17 protein-coding genes are annotated in these 19399 nt (G+C 67.8%); 10 read left to right on the forward strand and 7 right to left on the reverse strand.

The window, feature by feature from the left end:
- Positions 1–6 precede the first annotated feature (6 nt).
- The 5 genes from BJ992_RS21725 to BJ992_RS34370 all read left to right on the forward strand — a co-directional run bounded on the left by BJ992_RS21725 (position 7) and on the right by BJ992_RS34370 (position 8580).
- Positions 7–1197, forward strand: a complete 1191-nt coding sequence (locus BJ992_RS21725; RefSeq protein WP_184983860.1) for a cytochrome P450 — start codon at positions 7–9, stop codon at positions 1195–1197.
- 57 nt (positions 1198–1254) lie between these two features.
- On the forward strand, positions 1255–2610 hold the full coding sequence (locus BJ992_RS21730; protein ID WP_184983868.1) for a cytochrome P450: 1356 nt from the start codon (positions 1255–1257) through the stop codon (positions 2608–2610).
- Positions 2607–3584, forward strand: coding sequence for a UbiA family prenyltransferase (locus BJ992_RS21735; protein ID WP_184983870.1), 978 nt, complete (start codon positions 2607–2609; stop codon positions 3582–3584). The genes BJ992_RS21730 and BJ992_RS21735 overlap by 4 nt, the downstream gene beginning before the upstream one ends.
- A 58-nt stretch (positions 3585–3642) precedes the next feature.
- On the forward strand, positions 3643–5307 hold the full coding sequence (locus BJ992_RS21740; protein WP_184983872.1) for a prenyltransferase/squalene oxidase repeat-containing protein: 1665 nt from the start codon (positions 3643–3645) through the stop codon (positions 5305–5307).
- Positions 5308–5880: 573 nt separating this feature from the next.
- Positions 5881–8580 (forward strand): RICIN domain-containing protein, encoded by a 2700-nt coding sequence (locus BJ992_RS34370; RefSeq protein ID WP_343072794.1) that lies wholly within the window; start codon positions 5881–5883, stop codon positions 8578–8580.
- A gap of 154 nt (positions 8581–8734) precedes the next feature.
- Here the strand turns inward: BJ992_RS34370 and BJ992_RS21750 are convergent, their stop codons facing one another.
- Together BJ992_RS21750 and BJ992_RS21755 are read right to left on the reverse strand one after the other, a co-directional pair.
- Positions 8735–8917: a DUF397 domain-containing protein gene (locus BJ992_RS21750; protein ID WP_184983876.1), complete on the reverse strand. Its 183-nt coding sequence runs from the start codon at positions 8915–8917 to the stop codon at positions 8735–8737.
- A 10-nt stretch (positions 8918–8927) separates the two neighbouring features.
- Entirely contained in the window at positions 8928–9116 is a 189-nt protein-coding gene (locus BJ992_RS21755) for a DUF397 domain-containing protein (protein WP_184983878.1), read from the reverse strand.
- Between the two features lie 38 nt (positions 9117–9154).
- Between BJ992_RS21755 and BJ992_RS21760 the strand changes: the two genes are divergently transcribed.
- Positions 9155–9580, forward strand: a complete 426-nt coding sequence (locus tag BJ992_RS21760) for an ATP-binding protein (RefSeq protein WP_184983880.1) — start codon at positions 9155–9157, stop codon at positions 9578–9580.
- Between the two features lie 141 nt (positions 9581–9721).
- Here the strand turns inward: BJ992_RS21760 and BJ992_RS21765 are convergent, their stop codons facing one another.
- Positions 9722–10135 carry an SRPBCC family protein gene (locus BJ992_RS21765; RefSeq protein ID WP_184983882.1) on the reverse strand — a complete coding sequence of 138 codons (414 nt, stop codon included), beginning with the start codon at positions 10133–10135 and terminating at the stop codon, positions 9722–9724.
- 39 nt (positions 10136–10174) lie between these two features.
- On the reverse strand, positions 10175–10798 hold the full coding sequence (cyaB, locus tag BJ992_RS21770; protein WP_184983884.1) for a class IV adenylate cyclase: 624 nt from the start codon (positions 10796–10798) through the stop codon (positions 10175–10177).
- 260 nt (positions 10799–11058) lie between these two features.
- Here cyaB and BJ992_RS21775 point away from each other — a divergent pair, with 260 nt between their 5' ends.
- A complete protein-coding gene (locus BJ992_RS21775) occupies positions 11059–12405 on the forward strand; it encodes an IS4 family transposase (protein WP_184983886.1) in 1347 nt (448 codons plus the stop codon).
- A 111-nt stretch (positions 12406–12516) separates the two neighbouring features.
- On the opposite strand, the gene BJ992_RS21780 is transcribed toward BJ992_RS21775, so the two are convergent.
- From BJ992_RS21780 to BJ992_RS21790, 3 genes are all read right to left on the reverse strand, one after another.
- Positions 12517–13296, reverse strand: coding sequence for an RloB domain-containing protein (locus BJ992_RS21780; protein WP_184983888.1), 780 nt, complete (start codon positions 13294–13296; stop codon positions 12517–12519).
- A 44-nt stretch (positions 13297–13340) separates the two neighbouring features.
- On the reverse strand, positions 13341–14612 hold the full coding sequence (locus BJ992_RS21785) for an AAA family ATPase (protein WP_184983890.1): 1272 nt from the start codon (positions 14610–14612) through the stop codon (positions 13341–13343).
- 174 nt (positions 14613–14786) lie between these two features.
- On the reverse strand, positions 14787–15968 hold the full coding sequence (locus BJ992_RS21790) for a methyltransferase (protein ID WP_184983892.1): 1182 nt from the start codon (positions 15966–15968) through the stop codon (positions 14787–14789).
- A 228-nt stretch (positions 15969–16196) separates the two neighbouring features.
- Here BJ992_RS21790 and BJ992_RS21795 point away from each other — a divergent pair, with 228 nt between their 5' ends.
- From BJ992_RS21795 to BJ992_RS21805, 3 genes are all read left to right on the forward strand, one after another.
- Positions 16197–17357 carry a cytochrome P450 gene (locus BJ992_RS21795; RefSeq protein WP_184983894.1) on the forward strand — a complete coding sequence of 387 codons (1161 nt, stop codon included), beginning with the start codon at positions 16197–16199 and terminating at the stop codon, positions 17355–17357.
- A gap of 298 nt (positions 17358–17655) precedes the next feature.
- Positions 17656–18366 (forward strand): helix-turn-helix transcriptional regulator, encoded by a 711-nt coding sequence (locus BJ992_RS21800; RefSeq protein ID WP_184983896.1) that lies wholly within the window; start codon positions 17656–17658, stop codon positions 18364–18366.
- A gap of 4 nt (positions 18367–18370) precedes the next feature.
- Positions 18371–19396: an alpha/beta fold hydrolase gene (locus BJ992_RS21805; protein WP_221474924.1), complete on the forward strand. Its 1026-nt coding sequence runs from the start codon at positions 18371–18373 to the stop codon at positions 19394–19396.
- The last annotated feature ends 3 nt before the right edge of the window (positions 19397–19399 follow it).

Raw genomic sequence — 19399 nt, forward strand, 5'->3', positions numbered from 1 at the left:
GGGCTCATGGCACGGCCGATGGAGGAGCTCATCGGACCGGACGCACCCGCCGAGATGCGTGTCCTGCGCAAGGAACAGCCGGTGTGTCCCGTGCGGCTGCCGAACGGTGACGAGGCGCTGCTGGTGACCCGGTACGACGACGTGGCGACCGTGCTGTCCGACCCGCGTTTCAACCGCACGTTCAACCCGCGCGGCGCGGCGCGGGCCGGTGACCGCGCCACCCCGCCGGCCGACCTCGGCCAGATCACCCGCACCCTCGGCATGGACGGCCCGCCGCACCGCACCCTGCGCGCCGTGGTGAACCGCGCGTTCACCGCGCGCCGCGTCGAGTCGCTGCGGCCGTCCATCCAGAAGCTCACCGACGAGCTCGTGGACGGCATGCGGCAGGCCGGCAGCCCCGCCGACCTCGTGGAACACGTCGCCTCGCCGCTGCCGATCCGCGTCATCTGCGAACTGCTCGGCGTGCCGCACGAGGACGCGGAGAAGTTCCGCGGCTGGTCCGACCGCACCCTGTCGGTCACGAGCTTCCCCCGCGACGAGGTCGTGCAGGCGTGGCACGACCTGTTCGCGTACTTCGGGGAACAGGTCGCACGCAAACGGGCCCACCCGTGCGACGACCTGCTCAGCGACATGGTCGCGGCCAGCGACGACGAGGAGAAGCTCACCGAGCTCGAACTGGTGTACCTCGCCACGGGCCTGCTCATCGGCGGCCACGAGTCCACCATCAACGCCATCGGCCTCGGCATGTGGCGCCTGCTCGAACACCCCGAACAGGTCGCACGCCTGCACGCCGACCCCGGCCTCGTCGTCACCGCCGTCGAGGAACTGCTGCGGTACCAGACCCTCGGCGACGTGGACCGGCAGCGGTTCGCGCAGGAGGACCTGGAGCTGAGCGGCGTCACCGTCAAGGCCGGTCAGATGGTCATGGCCGGGGTCCTGTCGGCCAACCGCGACGAGGACCGCTTCACCGACGGCGAACGACTCGACGTCGGCCGCCACCCCAACCCGCACCTGTCGTTCGGCCTCGGCCCGCACTACTGCGTCGGCGCGGCCCTCGCGCGCGTGGAACTGCAGATCGCCTTCGGCACCCTGCTGCGCGAGTTCCCCGGCCTGCGCCTCGCCGTGCCGTCCGACCAGGTGCGGCGCAAGACCGGCCTGATGGTCAGCGGCCTGGAAGAACTCCTGGTCGCCTGGTGACCCCGCCTTGCGAACACGGCCGGCTCGTGACCGGCTCCGACCACTGAGGAGAACCCCATGGCACCCGAGCCGCCTGTCCTCACCACCGAGGCCCCGCCGCCTCCCACGGTCACCCGGTACGGCAGCGTCAACGACCAGCGGTTCCTGATCGACTGCTACCGCGAGTACGGCCCCATCTTCCGCCTCCCCCAGAAAGGCGAACTGGCCCGCAAGGAAGGCGACGAGTTCGTCGTGCTGTCCGGCCCCGAGGCCAACGCGTTCGCCATGAAGACCACCAACATGCACCAGGGGGTCGACGGGTCGGTGAAACTCCGGTCCGACAACCACTGGGAGGAGTTCAGCAAGGAACTCGGCATGGACGAGTTCACCCGCGAAGGCGACATGCACATGCGCCACCGCACCCTCACCGGCCGCGGCTACGCGCGCACCACCATCACCGGCCGCATGCCGGAGGTCGTCGCCATGGCCAGGTCCGTGACGTCCCGCTGGACGCCGGGTCAGGTCGTCCCGGCCGTACGCGACATCCAGCACATCGTGTCCGAGCAGCTCGGCCGCACCCTCATCGGCTACTCCCCCGCCGCGTACATCGACGACCTGGTGACGTTCGTCCGCACCACCAAACTCACCATGCTGCTGCGCACGCGCACCGCCGAACTGCTCGCCGACCCCGCGTACGAACGCGCACGCATGCGTGTCTTCGAGATCGGCTACCGCGCCATCGTCGCGCGCCTCGAGACACCGGCGGACGAGCGTCCCGGCGACCTCCTCGACGACCTGCTGTCGGTGTGGCAGCCGCCGTCCCCCGACAAGCTCCAGCCGCTGCTCATCGCCGCCACCATCGGCCCGTTCCTCGCGGGCCTGGAGACCGCGTCGTACCGCACCGGCTACCTGCTGCACCTGCTGCTGGAACACCCCGGCGTCCTGGCCCGGGTGCGCACCGAAGTGGACGAATGGTTCGCCGGCCCCCTCACCTGGGACCGCCTGAAGACCTGCCGCGCGCTGTACGGCGGCATGATGGAGGCCCTGCGCCTGTACCCCGGCCCCGCGCGCCAGTGGTACACCGCCGAGGAGTCCTTCGTCTTCCACGACCACCTGGTGGCCAAGGGCGACAGCGTCATCGTCGTCTACGACACCTCCCACCACCTGGCCGAACTCTTCCCCGACCCGGCTGCCTTCGACGTCGACCGCTACCGCGCACCACGCAACGAGCACCGCAACCTCGGCGCCTTCGCTCCGTTCGGCGTAGGCGGCCACACCTGCCTCGGCTCCGGCATGGCCGAGGTCCAGGTCATGCTGAACGTCGCCACCATGCTCCACGACTGGGACCTCGCTCCGGACCCCACCGGCTTCGACCCGGACGCCGACGCCGACGAGGCCCTCCGCGTCCACGTCGCCGGCCCCCGCGACCGGTGAACGCTCCGCTCCGCCTGCGGTTACCCGCGCACGTGCAGACCTGGCGGCCGTACACGATGCTGTACATCGGCCTCGTCGGCCTGGCCGGCGGGCTGCTCAGCGACCCGCACGCTCCCGGGTGGGCCCTGTTCGGCGCGTGGGCCGTGCCGACACTGGGGTGGATCGGCGGCCACTACGGGGCCGACTACTTCGACCGGCGGCTCGACGCCATCGCCAAGCCGCACCGGCCCATCCCCTCCGGCCGCATGCCTGCACTCGACGGACTGGCAGGCCTGTGGGCCTGCACCGTCGCAGGCGGCGCGTACGCGCTGCTGCTCAACTGGCGCACCCTCGTGCTCGTCGCCGCGGCCCTCGCCGGAGGTCTCGTCTACAGCCTGCTGCTCAAGGCCCGTGGCCTCGGCGGCAACCTGGTCCGTGGTTCCCTCACCGCCTTCGCCTTGCTGTTCGGCGCGATGGCGACGGCGCCGTACCCCGCTCGGCACATCTGGCCGGTCGCGGCGGTCTTCCTGCTGCACGACAGCCAGTCCAACCTTGTCGGGACGCTGCGCGACATAGGCGGCGACCGTGCCGCCGGATACGAGACCTTCCCGGTGCGGCGCGGCGCACGGCCCGCCATCCGCGTGGTCATCGCGTTCACCGCGCTGTGGGTGGCCCTCGCGGCAGGCGTCCCGTCCCTCCTCCCCACCCCGGCGTCCGGCACCGCCACCTACTGGACGGTCCTCGGCCTGTGCGCCGTGCTCGCGGTGTGGGCCATCACGTTGCTGACCCGCGCACCCGACCCCATGCCACCCCCGGTGGCCCTGCGGGCCCACGCGATCCTCGTCGCCGAACGCGTCCTGCTCGCCGGCGCCTTCATCGGCCTCACCGCCGGCCCCGCCGCGACCCTCGCCACCGCCGTACCGGCCCTCCTCGTCACGGTCCTCCTCCAGTCGAGAATGCGCTCCAGATACGAGTTCGGCACCGCGGCCACCTGACCGCCACCTCTCGGCCCCCAGTCGGCACCGCAGCCACCCCCACCCGGAGGAAAGACGCATGGGCTCCGAAATCATCACCACCGGTCCCCACTTCGACGTAGAAGGCGGCGTGGCAGGCGCGGTCAAAGCCCTCTGGGACGCGCAGCGCGCCGACGGCTCCTGGGAGGGCTACCTGCCGTCCTCGGCCGTGTCCACCGCCGCCGTCCTGATCGCCTTCCACGTCGCCGGCGACCTGTCCGACGCCACGCTCGTCGAACGCGGCGCCGAGTGGCTGCTCGCCGAGCAGAACGAGGACGGCGGCTGGGCCGACGTCCCCGGCGGCCCTTCCACGTTCAACGGCACCGGCATAGCCGTCTCCGCGCTCAGGACCGTACGGCCCGACCGCGTGGACGCCATCACGCGCGCCACCGACTGGCTGGAACGCAACGGCGGCCGCGCGGCCCTGGAAGACCTGCGCGTCACCACCCTCAACGTCATCGTGCGCGTCTACCTGGCCTTCGCCGGCCTGTACGACCCCGATCGCGTGAAACGCATCCCCATCGAGATCTCCCTCATCCCCCACCGCCTCCACCAGCGCGTCTCGTTCATCCTCCCCGGCGTCTACGCGTGGGCCATCATGCAGGTCCGCACCCGCACCCACGGCCGCGTGCGCACCGCCGTCAACCGCGTGGCCGAACGCCGCACCCTGGAGTACCTTCGCGAACTGGCCGAGTTCGAAGGCCCCGACGGCGGCTCCGAGGAGTCCGCCTTCATGGTGGCCCTCATCGTCTTCGGCCTCGGCCTCGCCGGCGTAGGCGACGACCTCGTGACCAAGTACCTCAGGTACATGCGGAACGCCGTACGGCCCGACGGCTCCTGGCCCATCGACCGCGACCTGGAACTGTCCGGCACCTGCTACATCACCCAAGGCATGCAGGAAGCCGGCCTCGGCGACGACGACCGCCTGCTCCCCACCATCGACTGGATCAAAGCCTCCCAGCGCCAGACCGGCCTCCCCGCCACCGGCTGCCCCCCAGGCGGCTGGGGCTGGGGCATGCCGAGCTCCTGGCCCGACGTGGACGACACCTCCCTGGCCCTGTACACCCTGGCCGGCGCCGGCGTCCCCCCCACCGACCCCCATGTGGCCATGGGAGTCGACTGGCTCCACGCCATGCGCAACACCAACGGCTCCTGGGGCTGCTTCATCCGCAACGGCCGCACCATGTTCGACGCGCCATGCTCGGCCCTCACCTCCCACGCCATCCTGGCCCTCAACCGCCTGGACTCCCGCGAGCACCACCTCGACCGCGCCGTCCGCTGGCTCGCCAAAGCCCAGAACCCCGACGGCTCCTTCTCCTGCGTCTGGTTCCGCGACCACACCTCAGGCACCGCCAGAGTCCTCGACGCGCTGAGCCACCTGGGTCTGTCCGACCACCCCGTGGCCCGGGCCTGCACCCACTGGCTCCAGACCCACCAGTCCCCCGACGGCGGCTGGGGCGACGGCGCCGGCCTTCCCCCCACCGCCGAGGAGACCTCCTGGTCCGTCCTGGCTCTCACCGCCGCCGGCCAGGCCGCCACCCCCACCGTGAGGAACGGCATCCACTGGCTCCTGAAGAACCAGCGCGAAGACGGCCTCTGGCCCGGCGGCCAGGTCGGCTACTACTACAACGGCCTCACGTACTGGTGCCACTCCATGGTCAACGGCTACGCACTCCAGGCCCTGTCGCGCTATCGCACCCACTGACCTGACACCCTCCCTACGGCCGGGCCCGCGATCACACAGATGATCGCGGGCCCGCTTCGTCGTCGGCCGTTCCCGGCGGGTCCGCGTCACTCATGAAAGTTGCATCGCGCATGTGATTCACGGCCGCTCACAGAAGCGGTCACCTCCTGTGGCCCGCGCGGTGCGTACGCCGATCCACCGAAGCTCCGAGGCGCCGCGGAGACCGTCTGGAAGCCCCGCGCCGGGCCGCCGCGAACCGGAGCGGTAACAGCGATATCCGCCTCTGACCTGGCGGTACGGTGTCACGACCCGTGGGGTGACACCGTGCGTACGACCGGCGCGGGCCGGCCGTGATCCGCGGCGTGCCGACCACGTCGCCGAAGATCAACCGGAGTCCCGGCCGCGGGGTGAGCGAAGGCGCGCTTCCCACCCTCCGTGGACTGTTGCGAGACATCTCTGTTAATGCGACATTACACGCACACATCAGTCGGCATACGTCATACGTCACAGAGCGGTAACGCCATGCCGTGTCAACGATGTTCGGCCGCACCGACGACGAGCCTGCTCAGGCCGAACCAGCGAAAGGAACAGAGCGTGAAGTCAGCCCTGTCCACCCTCGGGAAGGCGTTAGCAGCGCTCGCGGTGTTCGTCGCCGCCGTCGCGCTGCCGGTCTTCGCGGGGAGCAGCCCGGCCTCGGCGGCGGTCCAGGCGACCTACTACGTCGCCCCCGACGGCAACGACTCCAACCCCGGGACGCTCGCGTCGCCGTTCCGGACGGTGCAGCGCGCAAGGGACGTCGTCCGCACGGTCAACGGCAGCATGTCCGGCGACATCTACGTGTACCTCCGCGGTGGCGACTATCCGATCAGCAGCACGGTCGACTTCACGACGGCCGACTCCGGCACGAACGGGTACCGGGTCATCTACTCCGCCTACCAGAACGAGACGCCGGTGCTCAACGGCGGCGTCCAGGTGACCGGGTGGACGCAGCACAGCGGCAACATCTGGAAGGCGCCGCTGAACCGGAGCAACAAGCTCCGTGCGCTGTACGTCAACGACAAGCGCGCGGTCATGGCGACGAAGACGGTGAACTCGGCCGGGTGCTACGGGACCTACAACATCACCGCGGGGCAGGCGGCCTGGGCCTGGGAGTCCGGGTCGCAGTGCGCGGGGGCCAAGTACAGCCTGAACGACTTCCCCGCCATCCCGAACAACCAGGACGACATCGAGATCGAGACGGGGACGACCTGGACCACGGCCATCGTGGCGGTCCGGCAGGTCACCTCCGACGGGTCGAACCGCATCGCGCAGTACCAGCAGCCGGGTGCGGCGATCGCGCAGGGTGCCTTCAACGGCAACGCGCAGATCAACGGCAGCCACAAGCTGATGAACGCCTACGAGTTCCTGGACACCCCTGGCGAGTTCTTCTTCGACAAGACGAGCAAGACGCTGTACTACTACAAGTCGAGCTCGGAGAACATGTCCACCGCGTCGGTCTTCGCGCCGAACAACGTGTCGACCCTCCTCAAGGTCGCCGGCACCTCCACCAGCAGCCGCGTGCGGAACATCACCTTCACCGGCCTCACGGTGCAGCACTCCGACTGGAACCTGTTCAACGTGGCCGGCTCGGCGTTCAAGCAGGCCCAGCAGGGCAACCTCGGCGCGCAGGCGTACGCCAAGCAGAACTTCCACGTCTACTACTACCGCAACGTGGACATGGCACCCGGCGCCATCCAGATCGAGAACGCCGACGGGCTGCTGCTGCAGGGCAACCGCGTGCAGCACACCGGCGTCGACGGCATCACCATGGCCAACGACGTGGTGAACACGCAGCTGATCGGGAACTTCACCAACGACATCGCCGGATCCGCGATCGTCGTCGGTCACCCCCAGCACGTCTTCATCGGTGACTACACCTCGTCGAACCGCGAGAAGTACCCGGTCGCGGTCGAAGGCGCACCCAAGAACATCGAGATCAAGAACAACTACATCTACGACAGCGCCGTGCTGTTCAACGGCCACAGCCCCATCACGGCGTACTTCGCCGACGGCCTGACCATCCAGCGCAACCGCATCGAGAAGGCCCCGTGGTCCGGCATCACGCTCGGCTGGGGCTGGTGGAACTTCGACGGCTCGTCCGGCTCGATCGCGCCGAACCGGCCCACCACCACGGCGAAGAACAACAACATCAGCTACAACCACATCATCGACACGGTGCAGCGCCTCAGCGACACGGCCCCGATCTACACGCTCGGCAGCCAGCCCGGCACGATGATCACCAACAACTACCTGCAAGGCGTGCCGTCCGGTCACAAGTACGGACTCCACCCCGACGAGGGCTCGGCGTACATCACGTTCCGCGACAACGTCCTGAGCATCGACAAGAACGTCACCTGGATGCTCAACTCCGACGACTTCGGCCGTAAGCACGATTTGAGCGTCACGAACACCTACGGCCCCATCAACAAGGTCTCCAACAAGAACCTGCCGAACAGCACGATCCAGGACATCATCGTGTCCTCGGACTACGTCTGGCCGACGCAGGCGTACTCCATCGCCGTGAACTCCGGCCTGGAGGACGCGTACCGGAACATCATCCCGCAGAACCTCTTCTCCCAGCAGGACTACGCGCTTCCCGCCAGCGTCGCCGTCGGCAGCGGCGTGACGTCGATCCCCATCCGCAGCCTCGGCGACGCGAACAAGTCGGTCTGGCTCGCACCCCTGGGAACGACGTCCTTCACCGCCGGCAACACGATGACCCGAGCAGCCGGAAACGCGACCTCCATCGCCGTCCCCGCCACCAACGGCGAGTACCGCCTCTACGTCGTAGACGCTCAAGGCAACCGCTCCGCCGAGTCCAAGTCCCTCGTCCGGCAGGGCAACGGCGGCAGCAACCCCGGCGGCCAGGCCGGCACGATCCTCGGCGCACAGTCCAACCGCTGCGTCGACATCACCGGTGGCGCCGCCACCAACGGCGCACAGGCCCAGCTGTGGGACTGCAACGGCGGCACCAGCCAGCGCTTCACCTACACCTCCGGCAAGCAGCTCCAGGTCTTCGGCAACAAGTGCCTCGACGCCAACAACCAGGGCACCTCGAACGGCACCCAGGTCATCATCTGGGACTGCAACAACCAGACCAACCAGCAGTGGAACCTCAACTCCAACGGCACCATCACCGGCGTCCAGTCCAACCTCTGCCTCGACGCCAACGGCGCCGGCACCGCCAACGGCACCAAACTCATCCTGTGGTCCTGCAACGGCGGCACCAACCAGCGCTGGACCCTGCGCACGTGACGTAAGGTCACCGACAACCGCGTGAATCTCCGGCACCACTCTCAACGAGGGTGGTGCCGGAGCCATTTCGCACCACGCATGGAAGGCGGTGTCGGAGCCGTTTCGCACGGTAACCCGGTGGTACATCTGTGCGGTCACCCGGAAGTACCGGCGCTCAAACCCCCGGCGTACCGTCCTTGAGCCCGCTCAGGAACGCCGACCACTGCGCCGGAGCGACCACCAGAGCCGGACCGGCCGGAACCTTGCTGTCCCTGACGGCGACCAGTCCCAGCAGATTCACCGCGACCTCCACACAGTTACCGTCGTGTGTGCTGTAGGTGCTCTTGCGCCACTTCATGTACCGAAGGTCACCCACCTTTCAGCCCGCTCAGGAACATCGACCACTGCGCCGGAATGACCACCAGGACCGGACCGGCCGGAACCTTGCTGTCCCTGACCGCGACCAGCCCCGGAAGATTCGCCGTGACCTCCACACAGTTGCCGTTGTCTGTGCTGTAGGTGCTCTTGCGCCATTGTGCGTATTGAAGGTCACCCAATTGTGTGCACCTCTTCCTCAATGAGCCGGAGCGACTGTTTGAACGATAGAGCTTCCGCGCGTACCCGCGTCATGTCTCGCGCCGTCGTACGGAAGAAACTGACCGACAGCCACCCCGCACTCGACACCGCGACCCTGCTGGTGTCCGAAATAGTGACCAATGCAATAATCCACTCCGATACCAAGAACGGAGGAAAGATCACCCTGTCCCTCGCCGACTGCCACGACTTCATCCACATAGAAGTCACCGAGGCCGGCGGCGACGAATACCCCCACATCCGCGACGACGAGTGGTCCGAAGGCGGCCGAGGCCTCCGCATCGTCCAAACCCTCGCCACCCGCTGGGGAGTACGCCAGGACCCCACCGGCCGAACCGTCTGGCTCCAGACCGAGTACAAGAACCACCCCGAACGACCCACACCACATGCGCACACCGGCACTGCCTCACCCCGGCAGGCCCCCTGACCCACGCAACCCGCGACCGGCCACCCAGCGGTATCCGACTACCAGGAGGATGCCGGATCACTGATGGTCGTCGGCCCACGGCGTCCCGTGCGGAGCCGGGTACAGGTCGAGGTGCAGAGGTCATGCGTACAGGCCGGCGGTTCAGCCACCTGCCCCCGCCTCGATCGCCTGCTTCATCTCCACCGCGCCACGTTCGACCCGAATCCGGATCTCGGCCGCCAGCACGTCCGGCAAGACGTCCGTGGTCCAGATCAACCGGCCCGTCTGGTCACCCTCAGAGCGGACTTCGAATGACGCATGGTGGTACTCGATCGCCGGCCGCGCACCCTCGACGACGGAGTAGGCCAGGCGGCGAAGCTCGTCGTCCACCGCGACGATCAGCTCACGGACCACGTGGCCATCCGGAAAGGTCAGAAACCGCTGGTCACCCTCAAGCCGGGTACCGGTGACGCGGCCAGGCAGCAGGCGCTCATGCACGGCGCCGACGTCGCGCAGCACGTCCCAGATGTGCTCGGGGGACGAGTCGATCACAATGTCGTGGCGGATGGAAGCCATAGCGCCTGGCGACTCCTCTCAAGGCGAGACAGGTCGTGATCACCATAGCCGGAGCACATCCGAGCAGGCGCTTCGAGGATCCTGATCCAGACCGGAGCCAGGGGTCCCTCGCGAGTCAACGACGGCCTCGCGGGAGGCTGCGCGTACCAATGAGTCGTACGTCTCGTCCGTGCGGACGGCTTCGACATCCAGTGAGGCGACGAACGCCGCCAACTCCGCCTGTACCGCGTCACCCGCCACACCGTCGGAGACCATGCGTTCGAGTTCGAGGAACGTGCCGAGGCCGGCTACTTCGTCGACACACAGCTCCAGGTCCGGCAATGTGGCTGTGCGGCGCACCTTGGTGATGCGCACGGTGGCGCGGAAGCCCATCGCCAGGATGGCGCTGTGCATCTGTTCGCGGTCGGCTACCCCCGTTTCGTACTCATCGCACGAAAGCGCGTTCTCGGCGGGACGCTTGAGGGTGAAGGTGTGGTTTCCGTCCACGGTGCGCAGGCGCACGAAGGACACGCCGAGCTTGCTGTCTCCGTAGGACCAGGTCACGGGTGCGTAGGCCTGGTCGTCCTGGGTGACCGGTGCGCTCAGATCGATGCCGCGTGCCTTGAGCGCGACGAGCAAGGCATCACGGTCCTGCACGTGGTACTTGACCTCGACCTCGCGCACTGCTCCCCCGACCTCCAACGTGACCCGGCCGCGTAGCCTCGCACGACCGGCACGCGACGGCAACGCGACACACCTCGTCCAGATCGGCCAAGTCGGCCATGTCGCCGGGTGCGGGGGTGCGGGGGCGGAGCCCCAATGCCGGGAAGTTAAGGCGGGGGGTTGGTTGTCAATAGCGCTGAGATGAGGATGGAGCTCCTGCTAGAACGTTGATCGACCAAGATCTCGTTCGTAGGCAGGAGCTCCGTGTGTGTGAGTGTGTCATGCCGGTGGGTGGGTGTGTGTGGGCTCCGGCGCATCTTGGGGTGCTGAGTGACGGGGTGCCGGTGGAGTTGGTGGATGAGGTGCTTGTGGAGTGCCGGCGAGGTGAGCGGCGGGTGCGGGTGTTGCCTGCACGGGTGGTGGTGTTTTTCGTCTTGGCGATGACCTTGTTCCCGGAGCGGGGGTATGCAGGGGTGTGGCGGGCGTTGTGTTGTTCGGTGCGGGGGGTGGGGGTGCCGTCGGCGGCGGCGTTGCGTCAGGCCAGAGCACGGCTGGGTGAGGCGCCGGTACGGATGTTGTTCGATCGGCTGCGCGGTCCGGTTGCCCCGGTTGCGACGCCGGGGGTGTGGTGGCGGGGGTTGCGGCTGGTGGCCTGGGACGGTTCCACGCTGGATCTGGCCGATGAGGCGGCGGTGCGTAAGGAGTTCGGGGCTCCGGTGCACGGCAGCGGGCGCGAGGGTGCGCCGCAGATGGCGTTCGCGCTCACCATCGAGTGCGGGACCCGGGCCGTCATGGACGCGGTGTTCGGGCATTGCCGCACGAGTGAGTCGGCATTGGTGGAACGGATGCTGGGCGCTCTTGCGCCGGGGATGCTGCTGCTTGCCGATCGCCGGTTCATCGGTCTTGGGCTGTGGCGGTCGGCCCGCCAGACCGGGGCCCACCTTTTGTGGCGCGCCACCGCTACCTTGGCCCCCACCGTGATCGCACACCTCCCCGATGGGTCCTACCTGGCCATGCGCCGCGGCCACAAGCACGAACGGCACCTGCGCGAGATGGTGCGCATCATCGAGGCCACCATCACCGTGACCCTCGCCGACGGCACCACACGCCACCAGACCTACAAGCTCATGACCACCCTGCTGGACCACCGCACCCACCCCGCCGCCGACCTTGTGGCCTGCTACCACCAGCGCTGGGAGATCGAAACCGCGTTATACGGCCTCAAAGCCATCCACAAAGGATCACTGCGACCCCTGCGATCACGCACCGTCCCCGGCATCGTCCAGGAGTTCTACGCCCTGCTGCTCACCCACCACCTGCTACGCCGCCTGGCCTGCCACGCCGCCCTGGACACCGGCCTGGACCCCGACCAGATCAGCTTCACCACCACCCTGCACACCACCCGCGACACCATCATCACCCACACGGCACCCAGCCCCGCCACGCCCCCCAGGACTGGGCCTACACCCTCACCATGCTCACCAACCGGCCCATGCCCGCAACCCGACGCCCAAGGACCAGCCCACGCGTCAAAAACCGTCCCAAAGTCCGCTACCCCTTCCGACAAACACACCCCGACCCCAAACCCAAAACCGCCAGCTACACCATCACCATCCGCAGCCCCTTGACACTCACCCTCGCCGCCTAACTTCCCGGCATTGGGGCGGAGCCCCTGCCTCGGGGTCTGGGGCGAGAGCCCCAGAAAACACAGTCCGAGCGAAGCGAGGGCCGTTTCCCGCTCAGGAACGCCGGCCACTGCGCCGGGGTGTTCCTGGCCCGGGGGCCACAATCCCCAGCCTGACCAGTAGACGCCATACATCGGTGGAGGGATCACGCTGGAGAACGGGACAGTCCACGGCATGTCCGGATCGAGCGGCCCACTCTTGGGGAGAGTGGGAGGCGGCATCTTCGCCGGGTGGTTTCGTCTGCGCCTGGCCGGGGTCGCAGAGCCCATGCGTGCAGGACGCGACCAGTCTCCTGGCGTTCGCCACCGCCTGGGCCTCCCGCCCCGTCAAGGCGTCACGCCGAGCACCCTTGACGCTCTTGTCACCCCGTTTGTCGTAGTCCTTGAAGGCGTCCGCTCCCCTGGCCTGTCGCAACTTCTCGACCACGAGCGTGCTGCTACCGCTCTGAGCGCCTCCGAACGCCTGGAAGTGCAGGAGCAGCCACAGGTCGAATGACGGGTGCGAGAACGCCAGCTCGATCCTTGACTCGGCCGCGTCCTTGATCGCATGCGGGATATCCTCCCACTGGTCACGATCGAAAAGGGCCCATGCCTCGTCCTCGCCCGCTGCCTTCCTTGCGGCTTCGACGGCTGCGGAAGGAGTCCACCCGTTTCTGCGATAGACCGGCTGTATACGGAAAGGTCGCCTTCCTTGACCATCGCCGTCTCCGAAGTGTTCGTTCAGATACTGCAGATAGTCGGGTTCGGTGGATTCACCTTCGCAGGCCACGTACAGCACCTGTACTTGCCGGGAGTGACGGCTGAGTCTTGAGGTCAGCGGCCGTTCGTCTTCCACGCTCCCGCGCCTTCGCCGCCTTCCCTGTTCCTTTCCCGCTCGACTCACGCCGTCGCCTTGGCCTCTTGCCGGGACATTTCACGGACGATCTCCCCCGCGGTCACCCGTGGGACCCCACCGTAACGGCCGCGCAGATAACCGCGCTCGAGGTTCTCCTCCTTGCGTGGCTTGGCGGCCACCAGCGGATACAGTTCACTCTCTCCCGACCGTCGCTTCACGGTCATCCATACCTGGTCGCGGTTGAGCGGACGGTCGAGCACCTCGCTACCAAGGAGCGTCGCGTCGTGCGTGGTGAAGATCAACTGCGCACCCCGTGGGTTGGACGCCGGGTCTTGGAAGACACGTACGACTTCGGCCGCGAGTGTGGGGTGCAGGCTTGAATCCAGTTCGTCCACCAGCAGAACGGATCCCTGGTCCAGCACCGTCAGCATGGGTCCCAGGAAGGCGAACCAGGCATGAGTGCCGAGAGACTCCTCCGTCCGGAAATCCAGTGGTACCTCGCCACCGTCCGACGTACGGTGCCACAGCCTGATCTCACCGGTCTTGGGGTCCAGGTCAAGGCGAGTGACTCCCAAGTCGGCCGATCTCAGCAACCGGACGATCCGCTGAGAGTGCTCGGCGGAATCTACGCCTGTCAGAAGCTCGTGAGTCCAGCGCACCCGAGCGCTGAGATCCATTCCTGGTGTCACCAGCCAGAGGTTGTCGAGAAACCATCTGTGTATCGCCGACAACTGCGGATGGTTAAGTGTCGCGCCTACGGACAGGAACAGAGCGTTCGGACGAGTCAGCTTGACCAGCGGCTCACGTTCTCCTCTGAACCCCTCTCCTCTGAAGATGAACTCTCCGCCTTCCGACTCCGGACGGCCCGCCTCTCGGTCGAACCAGACATTCCGGCGGCCATGCGGATACGCATGCAGCCACTCCGCCTCCACCCGCGCGTCCGACAACTCGAAGCCGTAGGTGTAGCGGACGGGATCGCGGCCCAGCACAAGGTCCACTTCGAAGAGGCTCGTCTCCTCGCGGCACACGGAGTCCAGCTTGAAGGGCTGCCTGGGGACAAGGTCGGGTGCTTTGGCCCAGTCCGCGAAAGAGTTCTGCACCGCGTCACGCATGAGCTGGAACCCACTGAGGAGATTGGACTTCCCCGACGCGTTGGCTCCGAAGACACCGAGTACGGGTTGCGCCGAGACGTCCTGTCCTCGGTACCGGAGACCAGTCCTGCGCGCCGCACCCTCGTCGAACTCAGTCGCGATCAGTGACAGCTCGTGCTCGTCTCGAATGGACCGGTGGTTCGCCAGCCGGAAACGGATCAGCACCCTGGACCCCCTCCGAGACAGGATTCGCCACCCCGTCATCTACGTCTTGGTGCACAGTCTCTGCACGAAACAGCTTATGACGTCCCTCTGATGGATGCCAGCATCAGGTGCCGTACCGCGCTGTGCCGGTGGAGCGAAGCGCTCCCGGCAGACGTGAGACGTTCTCCCGTGCGTTCAGGTGGAGGGTGTCGCTGGTTCGAGTTCCACCAGGTGGAGGCCGCGGGGGTTGGTGTGGGTCGAGCGGATGGTGAGGCCGGCGGGGGTGGCTATTTTGGCGAGGTGGGTGGGGGGGCGGACTCGGCCGCCTACGAGGATGAGGATTCTGAGGTCTTCGTCGGTGTAGGCGGATTCGTCGGGTTCCCATTGTTCGGCTACGAGGACGCGACTGGTTTCGGTGCAGGCTTCGGCGCAGCGGCGGAGGATTTCGGTGGCGGAGCGGTCGTTCCAGTCGATGAGGACGCCGCTGAGGAGGTAGATGTCGCGGGCTTCGGGGAGGGGGTCGAAGAAGCTGCCGCCTATGGCTTCGGCGCGTGTTGTCAGGCCTTCTGCTTCGAAGGATTTCCGGGCCTCGGCGGCGTTGGGGGGGAGGTCGACCAGGGTGCCGTGGAGGTGGGGGTTGGCTTTCAGGAGGTGGGTGAGGAGCATGCCGGAGCCGCCGCCTACGTCGACCATCGTCTTGACGCTGGACCAGTCGTAGGCCGCGAGGACGTCGGGGACGGAGCGGGAGGTGTACCAGCGCGCGAAGCCGTCGAATTCGGCGAGGAGGCGGGGGTCGGCGGCGATGTCCTCGTAGTAGGGGCGGCCGTAGACGGATTCGTAGACGGGTTCGCCGGTGCGGATGGCGTCCACGAGGTGGGTGGCGGCGCGGTCGAGGCGGCCGGCGAGGCCGTTCTGGTCGAGGCGGGTGCGGAGGAAGGAGGGATGGGTGTCGAGGAGGAGGGTCGCGGCCGGGTTGAGGTCGTAGTGGCCCGGTGCGGTGCGGTGGAAGACGCCGTGGGAGGACAGGTAGGCGAGGAGGCGTTCCAGAGCGTCGGGGTCGAGTTCCGCGCGGGCCGCGAGCCGCGTCACGTCGCCGCCGCCTTCGGCTATGTGGTCGGCGAGGTGGAGGGTCGCGGCGGCGCGGACGGCGTGCGGCCAGATGGCGTCGGTGAGACGGGCCACTTCGGCGCTGGCGTCCGGGACGGTTTCAGAAGCGGCGGCGGGGACGGCGTACGGCATGGCCTCGGTGACGGCCTTTGAAACGGCGCCGGGGACGGTGTTCGGTACGGCCTCGGGGATGGTGTCCGGTACGGCGTCGGGGATGGTGTTCGCGTCGGATGCCTGTTCTGAGGCAGGGGGGAGCGAGTTGGTGGTCACGAGTTCCTCCGCCGCGCTTTCGAGGGGGTCGGGGATAGGGGGAGTCTCGCAGATCATTAGGGGTGAATGCGCTGATCAGTCCAGGTATGTGCTGGTGAGGCGCTAAGTACTAAGGATTCCAGCAGTATGCGGCACTTGTCCTTCATGGCACTGTCACAGTCACACCGCAGGCGTCGTCGCGGTGCCGGGACGCCGTGGCGACAGTGACGACGGGGTCCGCACATGTTGATGCATGACAGTAGCTCTCCGCTCGCGATCTATGACTGGTACCGCGAGATGCGCACGGCGAACCCGGTGTTCCGGGACGACGTGTTCAATGCCTGGCACGTGCTCCGGTACGAGGACGTGCGGGCCATCCTGTCGGATCCGGCGACGTTCCAGTCGGACCGGCCGGCGTTCCGGCGGCCGCCGGTGGATGTGTACGACCCGGGTGAGGACACGATGGCGCGGGCCGACGGCGCGCGGCACCGGATGTTGCGCGGGCTGGTGAACCAGGCGTTCACGCCGCGGGTGGTGGAGCGCATGGAGCCGCGGGTGCGGCTGCTGTGCGACGAGCTGCTCGACGCGGTGGCTCAGGACGGGGAGATGGAGGTGGTGGCGGACGTCGCTTATCCGCTGCCGATCAGGATCGTCATGGAGATGCTCGGGGTGCCGGCCGAGCGGTCGGCGGAGTTCCGGCGGTGGTCGAACGCCGTGGTGTCGGGTGGCAGCGGCGTCGCTGACGTCGGCGCGGACGCGGAGATCGACGCGATGCGTGAGTTCTTCGCCGGTGTGCTGGCCGACCGCAGGAGAACGCCGGGTGACGATCTGATCAGCCGGCTGCTGGCGGCGGAGAGCCAGGGTGAACGGCTGACGGAGCGGCAGTTGCTGAACTTCTGCGCGCTCATGCTCATCGCGGGACACGAGACGACGACGAGCCTGATCGCCAACACGGTGTACTGCCTGGAGACCGTCCCCGGGTTGCTGGACCTGGCACGGCGGGACGACTGCGCACCGGTGCCGAGGGTCGTCGACGAGGTGCTGCGGTACGCCTCCCCCGTGCAGTCGGTGCTGCGGTTCGCGGTCGCCGACGTGGAACTGCACGGCCGCAGGATCAAGGCCGGGGACACCGTATTTCCGTTCATCGGGTCGGCGAACCGCGACGAGGCGGAGTTCCCGCAGCCCGACAGGTTCGATATTCAACGACCCACCGGCCGGGGCCTCGCGTTCGGCCACGGAATCCATTATTGCCTGGGGGCTCCTTTAGCACGCCTTGAGGCGACAATAGTCGTGTCCGAAATGCTACGGCGTTTCCCGGGAAAGTGGCTGACCCGGGACGTGGACGCCGATACGTCGGCTCCTCGCTTCCTGTTCGGCATCCGGCGGCTGCCCCTGACCTGGGAGGGCTAGAGCCCGGTGACACGGGGACGACAAAGCGTGACGACCGGACGAGTCGTTTCCGTTAACGGCGGTTACTAAGAGAAGTTAAGGTTCCTAAGTAGTTGCCGTGAGAGTATGATCCGTGAATATAGCGACTCGAATTCAGCGGTAACACTGATGAAACAACTCACCTTGACCACGTCATTACGCGACCGCCACCGCGGGTCGCCGGGGTCATCCCTGCGTCGCCTCACGCCGAACCACAGGCGAGGCACGTCAACACGATGATCGTCGGGTGCCGGGTCGTGCCTAGGGGAAAGGAAGCCGCATGCCTCCCACAGAAACTCTGGTCAAGGAGAAATCATCCCCCGACGCGAGGAACCGCCGCAGGCTCGCCGGCCAGCGGGTGTTCCTCATCGGCGGCTGGCAGGCGCTGGAGGCGGCCTCCAGCCGTGCGACGGGGCCGGAACACGTCCGGGGCCAGGATTTCTGGTTTCGCGACACGCTGGTCACCCGCAGCACCCCTGACCTGACGTCGCTGCCCCGGCAGGTGCGTGGCGCGCAGCCGCACTGGCTGCTGATCGGCCAGATGGTGAGCGAGGAGGATCTGCCGGAGTTGGTCACCAAGTGCCAGGTGATGGCTCCGGGTGCGCGGCTCGCGATGCTCGGCGCGTTGAAGGACCGCGGCAGGGCCGAGGCGTGGGTACGGCGGGGGTGCACGGTGTACCTGGCGTGCAACTCGACGCTGGACCGGGTGCTCGACACGTTGCGCATCGCGGCGTTGCTGGATCTGCAGATCGTGGACTATGTGATGTATCTGCGGTGGCAGCGTTCCATGCCGAAGGCGCCGCGATTGACCGACCGGCAGCACCAGGTACTTGAGCTGATCAAGCAGGGTCACACCAATGCCGAGATCGCCAAGGAGTTGTACCTGACGCAGCACACCGTGGAGTTCCACATCAGGCACCTGCTGCAGAAACTGGGTGCGCGCAACCGCACGGAGGCGGCCGAGATGGGCCACTCCCTGGGAATCTGCTGACCTCATGATGATGTCCGGCGACCCGCGGACCGGCGCCACCCGCCCCGTCTCCTCCGAGGGGCCGTCCCCCCGGCCCGCGTCAGGCTCGCCGGCCGGCCCGTCCTCCCGGTCCCCCGCCGCCGCACCGGGACCGTCCACTCAGCCACCGCCGGCCGGCGTGTCCCCCCGGCCCGGGTGGCTGTCCGCCGAGCTGTATCCGTTCACCTCACGCTTCGTGGAGATCGACGGCGACCTCGTGCACTACATCGACGAGGGTGAGGGCCCGGTTCTCCTGTTCCTGCACGGCAACCCCACCTGGTCGTTCCTGTACCGCGACATCGTGGCGGGTCTGCGGGACCGTTTCCGCTGTGTGGCGCTCGACTACCCCGGGTACGGCCTGTCGCGGGCCCGGCCGGGACACGGGTTCACCCCCGGTGAGCAGGCGCGGGTGGTGGAGGGGTTCGTGTCCCGTCTCGGCCTCGCGGGTTTCGTGCCGGTGGTGCACGACTGGGGTGGGCCGATCGGGTTGTGGGTCGCGGGACGGCACCCCGAGCTGGTCCGCGGTCTCGTCGTGTGCAACACGTGGGCCTGGCCGAGCGACGACCGGGTCAAGCGGTGGTTCTCCGCCGTGATGGGAGGCCCGCTCGGACGGACGCTGATCCGCAGGTTCAACGTGTTCGTGAACGTCTTCGTGCCGCGCGCGATGCGCACGCGGCGGCTGGACCCGGAGGTGCTCGCGGCGTACCGGGGCCCGTTCCCGGACCCGGACACGCGCACCCCCATGCATGTGCTGCCGAGGCACATCACGGCCGGCCACGGTTTCCTGCGTGAGGTGGAGACGGGGCTGGCGGCGCTGGCCGCCAAGCCCGCTCTCGTCGTGTGGGGTGAGGCCGACATCGGTTTCACGGCCGCCGCGCGCCGGCGCCTGGAGGCCGCTTTCCCGGACCATCGCACGGTGCTGCTGCCTCGTGCCGGCCACTACCTGCAGGAGGAGGACCCGGCGGCCGTCGTGCGCGCCGTGCGGGCCTGGTGGGACGAACGGCGGCCGTGACGC

It is taken from the genome of Sphaerisporangium rubeum, assembly GCF_014207705.1.
Lineage (GTDB): Bacteria > Actinomycetota > Actinomycetes > Streptosporangiales > Streptosporangiaceae > Sphaerisporangium > Sphaerisporangium rubeum.